At 44.9% G+C, this 15184-nt stretch carries 19 protein-coding genes and 1 pseudogene; 10 read left to right on the top strand and 10 right to left on the bottom strand.

Translation table 11 applies throughout. The features are described 5' to 3' along the window. Positions 1 to 33: 33 nt before the first annotated feature. From ACTHUR_RS08315 to ACTHUR_RS08305, 3 genes are all read left to right on the top strand, one after another. Complete coding sequence (locus ACTHUR_RS08315) at positions 34 to 759, top strand: ABC transporter ATP-binding protein (RefSeq protein WP_004520548.1); 726 nt, start codon at positions 34 to 36, stop codon at positions 757 to 759. 274 nt (positions 760 to 1033) lie between these two features. After that, entirely contained in the window at positions 1034 to 2854 is a 1821-nt protein-coding gene (gene hutW / locus ACTHUR_RS08310; protein ID WP_004520547.1) for a heme anaerobic degradation radical SAM methyltransferase ChuW/HutW, read from the top strand. Between the two features lie 92 nt (positions 2855 to 2946). Then, positions 2947 to 3564: an NAD(P)H-binding protein gene (locus tag ACTHUR_RS08305; RefSeq protein ID WP_049336082.1), complete on the top strand. Its 618-nt coding sequence runs from the start codon at positions 2947 to 2949 to the stop codon at positions 3562 to 3564. A 154-nt stretch (positions 3565 to 3718) separates the two neighbouring features. Here the strand turns inward: ACTHUR_RS08305 and ACTHUR_RS08300 are convergent, their stop codons facing one another. Genes ACTHUR_RS08300 through pptA form a run of 3 tightly spaced genes read right to left on the bottom strand, consistent with a single transcriptional unit; the run spans position 3719 to position 5614 of the window. Next, positions 3719 to 4420 (bottom strand): glutathione S-transferase family protein, encoded by a 702-nt coding sequence (locus tag ACTHUR_RS08300; protein WP_049336080.1) that lies wholly within the window; start codon positions 4418 to 4420, stop codon positions 3719 to 3721. A 15-nt stretch (positions 4421 to 4435) separates the two neighbouring features. Beyond that, positions 4436 to 5326 (bottom strand): alpha/beta fold hydrolase, encoded by an 891-nt coding sequence (locus ACTHUR_RS08295; RefSeq protein WP_049336078.1) that lies wholly within the window; start codon positions 5324 to 5326, stop codon positions 4436 to 4438. 57 nt (positions 5327 to 5383) lie between these two features. Then, positions 5384 to 5614 (bottom strand): tautomerase PptA, encoded by a 231-nt coding sequence (pptA, locus tag ACTHUR_RS08290; RefSeq protein WP_004520543.1) that lies wholly within the window; start codon positions 5612 to 5614, stop codon positions 5384 to 5386. Between the two features lie 106 nt (positions 5615 to 5720). On the opposite strand from pptA, the gene ACTHUR_RS08285 reads away from it, so the two are divergent. After that, on the top strand, positions 5721 to 6626 hold the full coding sequence (locus ACTHUR_RS08285) for a LysR family transcriptional regulator (RefSeq protein WP_004520542.1): 906 nt from the start codon (positions 5721 to 5723) through the stop codon (positions 6624 to 6626). A gap of 34 nt (positions 6627 to 6660) precedes the next feature. Here ACTHUR_RS08285 and ACTHUR_RS08280 read toward each other — a convergent pair whose 3' ends face one another. Continuing rightward, positions 6661 to 7551: a LysR family transcriptional regulator gene (locus ACTHUR_RS08280; protein WP_049336075.1), complete on the bottom strand. Its 891-nt coding sequence runs from the start codon at positions 7549 to 7551 to the stop codon at positions 6661 to 6663. Between the two features lie 176 nt (positions 7552 to 7727). On the opposite strand from ACTHUR_RS08280, the gene ACTHUR_RS08275 reads away from it, so the two are divergent. The 4 genes from ACTHUR_RS08275 to ACTHUR_RS08260 all read left to right on the top strand — a co-directional run bounded on the left by ACTHUR_RS08275 (position 7728) and on the right by ACTHUR_RS08260 (position 10284). Continuing rightward, positions 7728 to 8306, top strand: coding sequence for an NAD(P)H-dependent oxidoreductase (locus tag ACTHUR_RS08275; protein WP_039862395.1), 579 nt, complete (start codon positions 7728 to 7730; stop codon positions 8304 to 8306). After that, complete coding sequence (locus ACTHUR_RS08270) at positions 8306 to 8578, top strand: aldo/keto reductase (protein WP_004520538.1); 273 nt, start codon at positions 8306 to 8308, stop codon at positions 8576 to 8578. The genes ACTHUR_RS08275 and ACTHUR_RS08270 overlap by 1 nt, the downstream gene beginning before the upstream one ends. Positions 8579 to 8656: 78 nt before the next feature. Then, positions 8657 to 9157, top strand: coding sequence for an OsmC family protein (locus ACTHUR_RS08265; protein WP_440361156.1), 501 nt, complete (start codon positions 8657 to 8659; stop codon positions 9155 to 9157). Between the two features lie 86 nt (positions 9158 to 9243). Further along, entirely contained in the window at positions 9244 to 10284 is a 1041-nt protein-coding gene (locus ACTHUR_RS08260) for an LLM class flavin-dependent oxidoreductase (protein ID WP_440361155.1), read from the top strand. 74 nt (positions 10285 to 10358) lie between these two features. On the opposite strand, the gene ACTHUR_RS08255 is transcribed toward ACTHUR_RS08260, so the two are convergent. Beyond that, on the bottom strand, positions 10359 to 10787 hold the full coding sequence (locus tag ACTHUR_RS08255) for a LysR family transcriptional regulator (RefSeq protein WP_004520533.1): 429 nt from the start codon (positions 10785 to 10787) through the stop codon (positions 10359 to 10361). A 79-nt stretch (positions 10788 to 10866) separates the two neighbouring features. Here ACTHUR_RS08255 and ACTHUR_RS08250 point away from each other — a divergent pair, with 79 nt between their 5' ends. After that, on the top strand, positions 10867 to 11001 hold the full coding sequence (locus ACTHUR_RS08250; protein ID WP_004520532.1) for a hypothetical protein: 135 nt from the start codon (positions 10867 to 10869) through the stop codon (positions 10999 to 11001). Positions 11002 to 11163: 162 nt separating this feature from the next. Next, entirely contained in the window at positions 11164 to 11340 is a 177-nt protein-coding gene (locus ACTHUR_RS08245; protein ID WP_157749784.1) for a tannase/feruloyl esterase family alpha/beta hydrolase, read from the top strand. A gap of 609 nt (positions 11341 to 11949) precedes the next feature. Here the strand turns inward: ACTHUR_RS08245 and ACTHUR_RS08240 are convergent. The 5 genes and pseudogenes from ACTHUR_RS08240 to ACTHUR_RS08220 form a co-directional block, all read right to left on the bottom strand. Further along, entirely contained in the window at positions 11950 to 12432 is a 483-nt protein-coding gene (locus tag ACTHUR_RS08240) for a hypothetical protein (protein ID WP_004520529.1), read from the bottom strand. A gap of 459 nt (positions 12433 to 12891) precedes the next feature. Further along, positions 12892 to 13182, bottom strand: coding sequence for a pentapeptide repeat-containing protein (locus tag ACTHUR_RS08235; RefSeq protein ID WP_224783370.1), 291 nt, complete (start codon positions 13180 to 13182; stop codon positions 12892 to 12894). A 110-nt stretch (positions 13183 to 13292) separates the two neighbouring features. Further along, positions 13293 to 13556, bottom strand: coding sequence for a hypothetical protein (locus tag ACTHUR_RS08230; protein WP_141744544.1), 264 nt, complete (start codon positions 13554 to 13556; stop codon positions 13293 to 13295). An 18-nt stretch (positions 13557 to 13574) separates the two neighbouring features. Continuing rightward, positions 13575 to 13919 (bottom strand): annotated as a pseudogene (locus tag ACTHUR_RS08225) (RHS repeat-associated core domain-containing protein); the annotation flags it as partial. Between the two features lie 12 nt (positions 13920 to 13931). Continuing rightward, positions 13932 to 15184, bottom strand: a 1253-nt coding sequence (locus ACTHUR_RS08220) for an RHS domain-containing protein (RefSeq protein WP_440361154.1), incomplete at its 5' end; no start/stop codon positions are given.

Below are 15184 nucleotides of genomic sequence, written 5' to 3'. Positions count from 1 at the left end.
CGTCTGAAACTTCATTGCACCATATCTTTTGCCATGCATACCTTATTTCAAATCCGTAATCTTTCCGTCCGCGTCCAAGACAAAACCCTGCTTGAAATCGATCAACTGGATATACCTTCGGGCATGACCGTCATTATCGGCCCGAATGGTGCGGGTAAATCTACTTTACTGCGTGCCTTAATCGGGCAAACAGGGCAGGGGAAAATCACTCTTTTCGGTGAGGCCATTGCGCCGCAAATCCGTGCGGGCAGGGTGGCATGGGTCGGGCAGCATGGCCGTTACAATATGCCGATGACCGTACGCGAATACATTGCGTTGGCGTCATTCGTACAAAAAGGCCGTCTGAACCATGAATGGTCGGACGAGTTGCTCGATTATTTTGATTTGACAGCATTGGCGGATAAGCGTATCGGCAAGCTCTCAGGCGGCGAACAGCAACGCGCCAACATCATCCGCGCCCTGTTGCAAAATGCGCCGGTCTTGCTTTTGGACGAACCGTGCAACCATCTCGATATCCGCCACCAACACCGCCTGATGCAGTATTTGGTCGGGCATTCAAGCCGTGCCTCATCAATAATGGTATTGCACGATTTAAACCTCGCCGCGCGTTATGCGGAACATATTATCTTGATGAATAAGGGAAAAGTCATTGCATCAGGCAAGGTGGGCGAAGTGATGCGCCCCGACTTGCTTGAATCGGTTTACGGTTGGCAGATACGCCGTTGCGAAGATGAAGCAGGGTTTTATTTCAGAAGCTGAGCGCCAACAGGCCGTCTAAAAAACGATAAAGAAAATTTATTTTATCGTTCAAAAATCAAACGAGATGGGAGGATGTTCCCGACTTGAAGAACCAAATTTTACACATTTCACAAGTAAAATGCCGATTTCCATCAAATAGAAATACATTTAATTATTTATAGAATACAATATTTTAAAATAATACTGATTTTTAATTACTCAAAATTATTGACAAGAAAACGATGATGGTTATTTAATATATCAATCTTATTAATAATTTTTATTAATCATTATCATGGTACAGCAGCTTGTTTGGACTCCGAAACAATCCGCGCCCAAGGCATTTCCCGAACGTCAGGCATTGATGCCGGTTTGGGGCGGCGTTCCAATGCCGCGTCCCCAATGGCAGAACATTTGGAAGAAAAAGCTTCCCCATGCCACCGATGTGGACGCGCTTGCTTATCTGCATATTCCATTTTGCGCCAACCATTGCGTTTTTTGCGGCTTCTACCGTAATGCGTGGAAGGATAGCCAAAGCAGCGTGTACACCGACAAAATTATCGAAGAAATGGCCGCTGAAGCTGAAGTCCGTACAGGCAAGGGCAAAATCCGAGCCGTTTATTTCGGGGGTGGTACGCCGACCGCGTTGCTTACGGAGGACCTTGTCCGCCTGATTTGTGCCTGCTACCAATATCTACCGCTTGCCGAAGACTGCGAGTTCACCATCGAAGGGCGCATGAGCCATTTCGATTTGGAAAAAGCACAGGCTTGTCTCGAAGCAGGGGCCAACCGTATTTCCATCGGCGTGCAAACCTTCAATACCGCCATCCGCCGCCGTCTCGGTCGCAAACACAGCGGCGACGAGGCGTTTGAATATTTGGCAAAATTGTGCGAACTCGATGCCGTGATTGTCGCTGATTTGATGTTCGGCCTACCCAATCAAACCGATGAAGTTTGGCAAAACGATATCGCCCGCGCCGCCGAGCTGCCGCTGTCCGGTTTGGATACGTATGCGTTCAACCTTTATCCCATGCTGCCCATCAACCGCATGATTGAAAAAGGCGCATTTCCGACACCGCCGGGTTTCGATATTCAGGCAGACCAATATGCCTACACGGTTGAAACACTGCTGGAAAAAGGCTGGGAACATGTCAGCAACAGCCACTTCGCCTATCCCGGCCGCGGCGAGCGCAACCGCTACAATACCCTGATCAAATCTGACATTCCCTGTTTGGCGTTCGGCTCCGGCGCAGGGGGTAACTTCGGCGGTTTCAGCTATCAGGTGCAGGGCGATTTGGAGAGTTATCTTGCTACGCCGAAAGGCGAGAAAAACATCGCGTTTATGAGCGGCCATAGTCCAAATAAAGCACTGCTCAGCAAAGTTCAGCACGATATTGAAACAGGCCGTCTGAATCCATTATTGTTTGACGGCAACAAAGCAGCGCAAAAGCTGATTGCCCAATGGCAGGAAATGCAGCTTTTTAAAGAACCTGATTCAGACGGCATTATCCGTTTGAATACCAGTGGCCGTTATTGGTCGCCCACCCTTATCCGCAAACTCATGCTCACTCTTCCAACTCAAGAAAAGGATCAAACCATGCAAAAACTTTCAGCCGAACAACAAACCATGTTGCGTCAATCATTGGAAAAAAATCCCGGCCAAGTACTGGAAATGCTGGCCGCGCAAAACCAATGCAGTTTTGAAGACGTTATCCGCTGCCTGCCTGAAGAGAACGTGCGCCAAACCGAAGGCAGCCGCATAGTCGAAATTCTCCAAGCCGTTGCCGCATGGAATGAATCCGTTACCTTCATCGCCCACACCCCCGATGCCATCGTCGAAGTCAGCGGCAAACTGCCTAACGGCAAAGTCGGCCGCGGCTTCTACAACTTTGACCATCCCGAAACCGACGGCGGCGTACACGGCCACATCTACTATGAAAACTGCGCCTCCATCTACCTTTTGGAACGCCCGTTTATGGGTAAAGCCACTTGCTCGCTCAACTTTATCAACCGCAACGGCGGCGCCATGTTTAAAATTTTCGTCGGCCGCGATGAAGCAGGCGAGTTGAAACAACATCAAATCGAAGCCATGCGAAAACTGTTTGATGCCGCTTAAACGGTTTCAGACGGCCTGAAAATCCGTTCCTTGCCGCGTAGAGGAGCGGATTTTCTAACAATAAACATCTACCATACAAAGGAGCCCCAAACATGCAACTCATCTTCGGAGCCAACGGCCCGTCCGGCCGCGCCTATATCCGCACATTGACTGACTCAGCCGATACCGTCGCCGTATTAAGAAAGCCGTCTGAAGACAGTTTTTTTGTCGAACACAATATTCAAACCGTTGTCGCCGATGCGCTTGATGCCGACGCGCTCGATAAAGCGTTGGCACAATACCATCCTGATACCGTGATCAGTTTTGTCGGCGGCAAAAACGAAGAGGGTATCCGCAGCGATGCGCTGGGCAATATCAACATTATTGCCGCCACGAAAGCCGCCAATCCGCAAGCCCGCTTTGTACTGATTACCAGCATGGGCTGCGGTGAACAATGGGACATGATGAGCGAGCCGTTCAAACAGGCACTAGGTGAAGCCGTCCGTGCCAAAACAGAAGCCGAAATCTATCTCAAACAAAGCGGTTTGAATTGGACTATCTTGCGCCCCTGCGGCCTTGCCGATGGCGAAGATAATGCCTATACCTTGACACAAAATGCCCAAGAAATTCCGCAAAAATACATGACACGCAACGGCTTGGCCGCTGCCGTTGCTGCCATTGTTGGCCAAGCGGACAGCAAGGGCGAAACGTATAGCGTTGGTGCGGCATAACCGGATTGAATAGATTGCCCACTTTCCATTGTTAAAGTTGGAGTAGGTAATTGATTAGCAGCCGATCAAACAATAAAGGATTTGCTGAGAAAAGACTGGGAGATATAAATAAAAGGCCGTCTGAAACATTTCAGACGGCCTTTGATTTCTTGCTTTATTCTCCAAATACTGCCCGATCGAAACGTTCAATATAGGCGACTAAATTTGCTTTGGTTCTTGCATATAGCGCAATTTCAGTGTCGATGGGGGTAAGAATCAGGTTTGCAACAACAGGCACGATGGCCACATCAACGGAGGTTAATTCTTCGCCGAAAAAGTAGCGTTTTGTGCCTAAGTAGTTGCTAATGGCGTCTAAATCTCCTTTTCCAAAAGCGTAAATATCGGATTGCGTGTGTCTTCCGATACCATGTCCGTACATTTCTTTTTTCGCGTTTTCCTGTAACACAGCAAAAATCGCTTCGGCTTGTTCGGTCGGCATACCATCAAACATTGCCTTCATCATAAATGGTTTGCCGAGAGGATCGACGAAACGGTTATATACGCCCATCCAATATAAATGTTCTTCTGTCATACGGCGAAAGGCTTCAGCAATCGCTTTTTGTTCAGGCGTTAAATGTTTATCTAAATCAATGCCGTAGGTTTCGGTTAGATAACGCTGAATGAGAGAGCTATCAGGGATCAACTTCTCACCATCTTGCAATACCGGAACTTTGCCTTTAGGCATTTTGCTAAGATCGGCAACATATTCTTTTTCGAAATCTAAGCCGGATAAACGCAGCATCGCTTCGGTTTTCCAGGCGAAAGGTGATGGACTGCGAATTTTACCTTCACCAGGTAAAGTAAATAATTTAAGCATTTTGTTTTCCTTTCATTATTTGTTATTCAAATACGGTTCTACAATAGTCCAAACAGCCGGGAAGTTCAAGACAAATACCGGATGTGGCGCATTAGGGATAACGGATAAATCGGCATTCTGTGTCATGCGATAGGCGTTGATGACTGTATCCAAGGGTGCATTGGCATCGTCTTCGCCAACCACAAACAACACCGGCGATTGGATCTTACCAAATGTCTCTTTGCCAACTTGGGTGTTGTCATAATTTTTCTGCGCATTGTCAAACCACGTTGCCGTTTGTTGTAGGTTGGGGCGAATGCTTTGTTGCATTTCCCAATAACTTGGATCTAACTGGCGGATTTGTTCATAGCTTGCACGTTTATTTCCCCCGCCTTGAATAAAACCACGTTTCCATTCGCCGGCACCGATAGCAATAATTTTGGCTGCCTGTTCGGGATAATCGGCAGCAAAGGTGAGGGCGGTATAAGCGCCGTCTGAAAAGCCGAGCAAATCCACTTTACCGTTAATTTGTGCGGCTTTTAATACGGCAAGCACATCAGCCGCTTTTTGTGCATAAGTTGGCGCAACACTGCCGACTTCAGATTTGCCATGACCGCGTGTACTGATGGCGATGACTTCATGATTTTGGCTTAAACGGTCAATAAACTCGCCCATTTCAGCTGTTGAACCCACTAATCCGCCATGCAAAACAATTACAGGTGAGCCTTTGCCATAGCGTTCAAAATAAATTTTCGCCCCATCACTTGCCGTCGCATAACGACCAACTTTTTCATTGTTCCCATAAGGCACTTGGCTATGGTAGGCAGTTTCATTTTGTCCAAAATAGCGCAACGGTTCACCGGCAAAACTGCTCGTTGCAAGAGTGGCGAAAAGTACGCTAAACCCTAATTTTTTAAATGCTTTCATGCTGTTCTCCTGAGTAAAGTGCGGTCGTTTTTTTAGGGTTTTGATGATACGCGCAGGTTACATGTCATATTCGGGTTTACGTAACAGGTTCTCTACATTTGGCTCAATTTCTTTGTCCCAAACCTTTTCTTTCCATTCATCATCCGGAATTTCAGTGTAGGCAATAGTGATGAATTCTGCAGGCGTGTTTAGACGCTCGCTGGCAAAAGCCGTTAAATCATCTGCAAAGGCTTGCAATTCCTGTTCAGACAGGTTCTTTGGACAACATTTGATATTGATATGTGGCATAAAGTACTCCTTGCTTCATCTGTTTGTAATGAAATATATTGTATATTACTTTAATTAACTTGATAATCTATCAAATTAAATAAACAGTTTTAAGAAAGGCTTTATAATGGAGCAATTCAAACTTATCTATATTTTTGCCACCGTGCTGCAATACGGCAGTATGAATGCCACCGCGCCGCATTTGGGCATGACCGCCAGCGCAATCAGTCAAGCCATTCGCAAGCTGGAAAATCATTACGGCGTCAAATTGCTTAACCGCACCACACGCAGCCTCACGCCGACGGCAGAAGGGCGGCAGTTGCAGCAATACGCCCGTCAATTAACCGACTGGCACGATGCCGTTGAGCGCGAAATGGGTATTTTGCAAACCGAACCGGAAGGTGAAGTCCGCATCAGCCTACCGACCGGTTATAGCGCGGTTGAACCGATGAAACGTACCGTGCAAACCTTACGACATCGTTACCCAAAAATTCGCTTAATACTCAATGAAAACAACCGCTTGGTGGATTTGCAAAACGATACCGATATCGCTATCCGCGTTGTTTTACATCCTGACGATCCCGACAGCATCGCGCGCCCGTTGGCACAATGGCAAACCTTGATTTGCGCTTCACCAGACTATTTGCGTGAACACCCCATTGCCCAGCCGCAAGATTTACTCAATGCCGACTGGCTTAATCACAATAGCAATGTCCTGCTACACGCATTCAAGTGTTTAGGGCTACCGGAAACGCTGCCCGAAAATCGCACCGATTGCCCAGATTCTTCACTGGTCGCACGAGAATATGCCTGTGCCGGCATGGGGTTGGCGGTGTTGCTTTCTGGCGATGTGGCGCCTTTGATAGAAAATGGTCAGTTAAGCATTGTATTACCTGAACACACACTTCCCACCCGCACCCTTTATGCCACCACCGCACATCGCACCCAATCAGCAAAAGTACGCACCGTATTGGATTGCTTAATGCGTTGTTTTGGTGAAGAAAAGGGATTGATAAAAAGTGCTGGAAATTGACCGCACTTTGTTATTAAAAAGGCCGCCTGAAATTTCAGACGGCTTTTACTTTTAACGCATCCACAATCAACTTAAACACATTGGAATGCCCGCGGCGGCTGGGGTAATAGAGGTAAAGCGGATCGTAAGTGATGGCATACTCGGGTAACAGCTCAACCAACTGCCCAGAATGGAGTGCGTCTGCGGCGATGATATGTGGCAGCCAAGTGATGCCAAGGCCGTCTGAAACGGCTTGCAGGCGCAGATGATTGTTGATAGAAAACTGCGATTTTGGTGTGAACGTAATCAGCTTTTTTTTATATTTGAATTCCCATTGAATTTCCGTGCCGTGTTCGGCGGAGAGCTTCGCACCGATAAGGCGGTGCTGCTGCAAATCATCAATATTTTTCAGCGAACCGTATTGCGCCAAATAATCGGGCGAGGCGACCAATACCATTTTGAACGGCGCAGAAATCGGTACGGCAATCATCTCTTTCGCTACCTTGTTACCTAACCGAACGCCCATATCAAATCCTTCTTTCACAATATCTGCCCAACGATCGTCCACCACGATTTCCAAGCGGATTTTCGGGTATTGGTTCAAAATCGGCTTTAATTTTGGATACAACACGGCTTCCGCTGCCATCGCCGGGGCGTTGATGCGAATCAATCCCGATGGCGTATTCAAAAAATCATTTAATGCATCGACTTCTTGGTTTATGGCTTGATAAAGTGGGAAAAGTTGATCGAAAAGCTGTTGCCCGGCTTCGGTCAGCGATACATTGCGTGTAGTGCGGTTGAACAGACGCAAATTTAGCCGCATTTCTAAATTTTTCATGCTATGACTCAACGCCGAAGAAGAAATCCCCAAAAGTTGCCCCGCTTTCACAAAACTCTGCGTTTGCGCCAGTGTTAAAAAATAATTCAGTTCGTTAAAGTTCTGCATTTTCTCTTTAAACTCTTTTTTATTAGTGAATTTAATTCATTACATTATAAAGATAAACCCTATTTATCTCAATAAAAACAAATCATAAAATGACTTCAACTTCTGAGAATAAACAGAAGACAATATCCGTAAACATCACATCCTTTTTTTATAAATTATTTATTCTAGGAGTAAAAATGAACATTTTATTATTAAACGGTGGTAAAGCTTTCGGTCATTCTCATGGTGAGTTAAACCACACGCTTCACAAAAAAGCAAAAGAAGTTTTGACCGCACTTGGACACAATGTAAAAGAAACTGTGATTGATGCTGGCTATGATGTTGAGGCAGAAATCGAAAAATTCTTGTGGATGGATGCCGTGATTTGGCAGATGCCTGTTTGGTGGATGCACGAGCCTTGGACAGTGAAGAAATACATAGACGAAGTATTTATCGCTGGACACGGCAAGCTTTACCACAGTGATGGCCGTCATCGTGTCAGCCCGACCGAAGGCTTCGGTACAGGTGGTTTATTGCAAGGCAAAAAACACATGCTTTCGCTTACTTGGAATGCGCCGATTGAAGCGTTCACCCGTGAAGGCGACTTCTTTGAAGGCAAAGATGTGGATGCTGTGTACATGCCTTTCCACAAACTCAACGAGTTCATCGGTTTGACCCGTCTACCGACATTTACATGTAACGATGTAGTTAAAAATCCACAAGTAGAACAATACTTCGCAGACTACCAAGCACATTTGAAAAAAGTGTTCGGTTAATGATAAAACATCAACTTGAAGCGGTGGGCTTTTGCCCACCATTTTGTCAGTCGCTAATTGGTACGAAATATGGCAAATCCGTGGCGCAAGTGATTACCCGCTGGCTGGTGGAACGTGGCATCATTGTATTGGCAAAATCCACCAAACCCGAACGTATGGCGGAAAACCTGAATGTCTTTGATTTTGCTCTCAGCGATGAAGACAAGCTGAAATTGCCAAACTGGACAGCACGTTCGCCGCCATCGTCAATCACGACACGGTGGATAATTTGAAGCGCATCTCCGCGTGGAAAATGGGCGTGTAAGTGTAGCGAAAAACCATCTGCAATTCATCATATGAAAGGACAAAACATGATTAACGGGTTAGATATCGAACGTTTCCGAACTACCATGGCAGCGGTTGAAAACGACCATGCAAAAGGCAAGGCAGTATTACGCGCCGATTCGCGCTGGGTATCCGGCACGAAGAATGAAATCTCCGTGCGCCGCTTCCCTGCCTTTACCACAGACGAACCGAAAAACATGGGCGGTGAAAACGCCGCCCCAAATCCGGTGGAATACCTGATCAGCGCTGCGGCAGGCTGCTGCTCCATAGGTTTCGAGTTGCAAGCAGCATTGGCAGGCGTGAAACTGGAACAGTTTGAAATATCCGCAAGGGGCGGTATCGACATGGCCAAACTGTTCGGCATGGAAGATGGCTACGGCGGACTGGATAATCTGGTGCTAACCATAAAAGTAAAAGCCGACGCAGACCTTCCTACCCTGCAAAATTTCGCTGACCGCTCCGCCGCCAGCTCGCCAGTGTTGAACAGCCTGAAAGCGCGGGCAAAAGTGGTTGTGGAAAAAATCTAGACGACTCAAAACGTTTTCTTGTTTTCATTTCGTTTTGGGAAAGTGATGTTGGATTTCACTTTGCTCAATCAATAAGGAGAAACACCATGAAACTTTCCATTCTCAATCTTGCCCCCGTTCGTGAAGGGCAAACTTATTTACAAGCGGTCGATTCGATGGTGAATCTTGCAAAACACGCGGAGTGCATTGGCATTGAGCGCTATTGGATTGCTGAGCATCATAATATGAAAAATTTGGTGAGTTCAGCGACCGCACTTTTAATTCAGCATACGCTAGCCAATACGAAGACCTTGCGCGTTGGCTCGGGCGGCGTGATGTTACCGAATCATTCGCCTTATGTGGTGGCCGAGCAATATGGCACACTGGAGACGCTTTATCCAAACCGTGTTGAACTCGGTTTAGGGCGTGCGCCAGGAACTGATATGCAAACGGCTGCAGCACTTCGTCGTGGACGAAACAGTCTGGATTTCCCTGCGGAAATTGCGGAACTTCGCGGTTACTTTAAAGATTGCAACCCGGTTTCTGCATATCCTTCTGCCGGCTTGAATATACCATTTTATATTTTAGGATCTAGCACCGAAAGTGCGTATCTTGCGGCAGAACTTGGCTTGCCTTATGCATTTGCTTCACACTTTGCGCCACGTATGATGGAAATGGCAGTGGAGATTTACCGCAAAAACTTCAAACCTTCTACCTATCTTGCTGAACCTTATGTCATCTTAGGTGTGAACGCGATTGTTGCAGAAACCGATAACGAAGCGAGACAACTCGCGACGACACAAACACTATTTTTCTTAAATATAGTGACTAATGCGCAACAAAATTTACAACCACCGATGGCGTCAGAAGAAGACGTTTGGAAAGCCCAAATGCATGCCCAAAAGAAACCACACTTTGGCCCAGTCGATTTTGAGGAAATCCCGATTTACAATCAAGAGCGTGCCGTAGTGGAACAAATGACTGCTTGTTCGCTTATCGGTAGTCCTGAAAGTGTGGAATTTCAACTCAAGCAACTGCGTGAACGGGTACATTTTGATGAAATTATGGCGGTGAGTTATATTTTTGATGAACAAAAACAAGCCCAATCTTATACGATGTTAAAATCGATTGTGGATAAGCAATCGTGATAAAAACATGGCGAGATCATCTCGCCATGTTTTATGCCTAAACCATTTTCGACAATAACATCTCCTTCAACTTGTTATACACCCACACCACTCGCTTGGTCATCCACACTTTTGAGCTTATCAATTCCCACCCGCCAATCAATCACAATGTCGGAGTAGGGCTCAAGTGCGGTCAATAATTCAAACAGAATTTCATCGTTATAAGCATTGGCGGCAGGGTGTACCACACCTTGCATTGCTTTTTCTTTTACATTGTTTTTAGCAAATAGCCGTTCGCTTTCCGCCAAATATTGCGTCGCTTTCGGCAAAAATTGTTCGCCAAATTCAGTGAGCTTGATGTTTCGCGTGTTACGTTTGAACAAACTTTCACCTAATAAGGCTTCGAGATCGGCGATCATTCTTGTGACGACTTGAGGCGAAACGGCGAGCCGCTGGGCGGTTTCACGAAAATTAAAGGTTTCGGCAGCGGAGCAAAAATAGCGAAGGGCTTCTAGTTTATTCACTATTATTCCTTTTTTCAGAATAGTTTATTCTTATTTTATTAATTTTTAAGTCAGAATACTAGGGTTATACTGCATCAAAGTGTTGAATGAAGACATTACCGGCCAAGTAAACAAAGATCGTAATGTGCTAACTGGCGACAGCCCGCTGGCATCAAATAATCTTGGAATTTTAGCGGCAGATGCGTTGTTGAAAAAAGTAGCTAGCTTGGGTTAATTCATTCAATCTAGTCCAAACAAAAAAACAGTCCGCAACTTTAAAGTGAAGTTGCGGACTGTTTTTTTTTGTTTTACATCGGTGGTCCGAAAAATAGCCATGGCGAACTATTTATAATGGCTGGTTCTACGATAGCGGTATCAACCAAGAAGGTTGGCGCGGTTGGAAACTGACAGATTCACAAACCGCCGAGCCAAACGCACGCAATATCGTGCTTTCCAAAGGGTCGATGACGTATTACTTTATAACGCCGAAGGCGCAGAAGAGTTCTCCCGTTTCTTTGCGATTCCAGGTTTGAACCACTGTGATGGCAGCGTCGATTTGCGCTTATATAAGTAATTGTACTACTGAAGAAACAGGAGTTAGCAGACTAAAATCGTAGAGTTATGAATTTAACATAATATAAATTAATTTCCTTTTCCCTATTCTTCTACAAATTCCGCTGTTTTGTTCCTATATGTCAAATGAGAATTAATGGTACTCAAGAGAGTGTGCTCATAGTACTCCAATTTTTAGTATAAAATCAATAGGTTTTAAGAGAGATTTGGCTGTAACTCTACCACTTAATTATTGAGTAGTAGTAGGGTTGAGGGTAGAAAACTTATTACGATACTAAGTACCTTCAACTCATAGCATATAGCTAATTTATAAAGGCCATCTGAATATCAGACGGCCTCCTGTCTATTAGAATTTAGACATTGTAAATTTCTTCGTTCTTAACATTTTCTTAAGGCTTCCGCTTCAGTCGTACCCGGAGGGTTTATACCAAAAAAAGCTGAACCATCCTTGTAACTTGAGACAACTAATACGATCGATCTAAAAAAAAACTTGCTCAAACTGAAATCAAAATAAAGCCATCGTTAACACCGAGATTTGGAAAGCTACGTGAAGGCTTTTCAAATAGTACGAAGCATTTTACTTTCAGGACAAGCTTTGAGTTGGAATAGATCATTTGTTCTTATAGATGAGATTTTCAGGTTTTTTGTCGGGAGAAATAAGAAGTTTATCAAGGTATTCGGGGTCATGCCAGTCATCCCAAGGTGCTAGACTAAAATAAGCTTTAATAAAACCATCAATAATAGCTGAACCTTCGGTATTAATACCAATAATATTTCCTTGTTCAATTAAGTCAATATTAGGAAAATATTGCTTCAGTATATTTTTATTTACTATACCTTTTTGAATAATTGGCCAGAATCCTTTATCTAACGATTCTTCAGTAATAAACATAGCAGCAATAATATCGTTTTTATCTATTTTTATATCTTCATATAAAGGAAGGTTTTTTGAGGAAATTTTCATTTTGGTAATTAAGCAGGCTACACCTATCCAATCATATTTTCCAAGAATCTGTCCAACAGCTAAAAAATCATCTTCTATGGGAATGCCAAAATAATCGCCTACCTGCCATTTCTGTTTTTTTCTTGCCATTTTTTAAAGTTCCTTTCTGTAATTCAATAAGGCATGGGAATTTTTCCACCTGCTGCACGGTAGCGAGGTTCAGACATCTGATGACGTTTATTGGCCAAAGGTCCTCCTCGACTCTTGATACCGCCTTGTAATCTAATGTGATCTTCTTCCAATCGGTCTAGACATTGACCAGATTTAGTTTGCCCAAGTAAGGTAAACCTGTGAGTTGCTCTGAATGCTCTATTATGTTCTCTTTGCCTGGCAAAATATCTTATTGAGGATTTGGCTCGGCCTACATATTTTTCGCCAGTTTTAGGATGTGTCCTCAGATAAACAATTCCACAAGTACCTGGCGGACAATAGCAGGGGTCAGTTTTCTCTGATTCTGGTTTGCTACATACTCCTTATGGCCTCTAGAGGCAATTACTGCTGTTGCCGCCTAAAAGGCGGCTCGGATGCCTTGTTCAACATTGTAATAAATTATATTTCATTTGTAGAAAATATATTATCTTCTATATAGCAGTTTTGAAAAGAGCAATTAGATATTAAATTATCTTGTATATGCATTGATCTGAATACACAATTAATAAATGTGCAATTAGTAAATTTTGTATTACAAACTATTGCCGTAATAAAAGAACAATTAATAAAATTACAATTAGTAAAGGAACTATAGCTTATGAAAGCGCCACGAAATGAACAGAAAAAAAATTTAAGACTTCCAATTTCCCTATGGGATATTTCGTATCTGTGAAAATCAATATTATCCATATGGATTAACTGTCTAGAAATTAAGACATCTAATTCTTTTGTTTCGATTTTAATTAGAGACTTTGTAATATTTTTAAGTAATTCTTGAATGTCATTTGATATCATTTTTATTACCACCAATCTATAGGGTCTAGTTGTATATCTCTCAAAGGTATTCTTGGTTTAGATAATGGAGCAGTTCCTGGTGTACTGGCAGGTATTTGATTACACAATAATCCGGCTACCATTCTATGGTTACCATCTACAATAGTATTTCCATCCATTTTAACTGGAGGGGCAATACTACCTTTTTCAATCAATGCTGTGTATCTCGCAGCAGCAGGGATGGAAACACTTTTTTGTAATGTTAGATAAGATGTTTTCGCTGTAACCATTGTTGTCTGCTATTGCATCTAAACATTTCTTACGTTTTTTTTCTTCTTGGCATTTTCCTGTACATGTATCGCTCTCCGATGATGCAACGACACCTGTTGCGGCAGCTCCAAGCCCCCATATGCAATCCATTTAGGCAATGCCGCATCAGTGGGGTCTGGAGTCATTGTATCAATTACAATCATAGACAATGCCCATTTGGATATGCTAACAGCATTTAATCCCCAAGGATCCATCATATTTTGTATATTTGTCGAAAATTGATAAAAGTTACTTCCACCTCCCAACCCAATCGGATCCTGATTTACAAACCGACCCACATCAGGCTCATAATACCTGAAGAAGTTGTAATACAACCCCGTTTCACGGTCGCAATACTAGTTCTGTAATCGGAATGGTTGGTATGCGCTATCCGTTACCTTGGTTTCCTCTTTCAGAAGGCACCAGCCGGTGTAGTTGTCGAACCACAAGAGGTTACCGTCCTTATCGGTCATCTCTCTTGGGATGCCGATTTGGTCGCAGTGGAAGTAGTAGATTTGTTGGCGGCTTTCGCCCTCGGCATTGGTGTGGTTGTGTACCTGTGCCAAGGGTTCGTAGCTGTCGGGATCGGTGTAGATATAGGTATATCTGCCGTTCGGGTGGATTTCTTGCAAGAGGTGGCTGCCGTCCCAAACGAAGCGGGTTTGGTTTTCGAGGTCGTTCCCGCTTAAATCATGCTGGAATGATGTTTCTGAAACTTCTTCGTTTTTCAAACAGCCTTTGCCTATCCTTCTGCCCAAGGCGTCGTAGCTGTACACCCAAGTTTCTTTCGTACCGTCTTTTTTAAAGATTTCGGCTTTAACCAGTTGGTCGTGCAGATCGTAGAAGTAGTTCTGCACTTCGCCGTCGGCCAGTTCGCGGTGGATCAGGTTGCCGAGGTCGTCGTAGTAATAGCTGCTGCCGTTGTAGGTTTGTAGGCGGTTGTCGGGGACGGTAGGGCTGTTGTTGTCGGACAGGATATTGTGTGCGGGGTCGAAGGCGAATACTTCGCTATCCGCTTTGGTAATCTGGCCCAGTTTGTCGTATTCAAACCGGGTCGTGCCCGTCCGTTGGTCGGTGCTGTGGGTCAGGTTGCCGGTGCGGTCGTAGCCGTAGCTGCGTTTGACGGCATAAGCCGATGTTACTGCATTTTTCGCTGTTTCGATCTGCGTCAGCTCGTTGAGTGCGGCAATTTGTTTTTTCAGACGGCCTAAGGGGTCGAGTTCGTAACAGCTGGCGAGTTTACCCTGGGTGCGGTAGATTTCGCGGTACAGCTTATCGCGTTCAATGTCGGAGATGACTTCGTCGTCGAGGCTGATTTGGTGTAGGTGGCCGCTGCCGTAATACAGGTAGTTGATCTGTCTGCCGTCGGGCAGGATGGTGGCGGTACGGTTGCCGTTGAAGTCGTAGTGGTAGCGGATGCTTTCGGTAACGGGCAGGTACAGCATATCGTACTGCGCATCGCGCCAGTCGGTTTCGGGCAATCCGTTTCGGGCGTTCTCTTCCTTAGCCGGTACTTTCCATTGGTGCTGGCCGATGATTTGGCCGTTGCCGTTGTAGTCGAAGCAGGTAATGCTGTGACTGTTGGCGGCGCGGACGAGGTTGCCGTCCA

The sequence above is a fragment of the Neisseria sp. P0021.S007 genome, from assembly GCF_051956855.1.
This window is presented reverse-complemented; position numbering and strand designations above follow the sequence as displayed.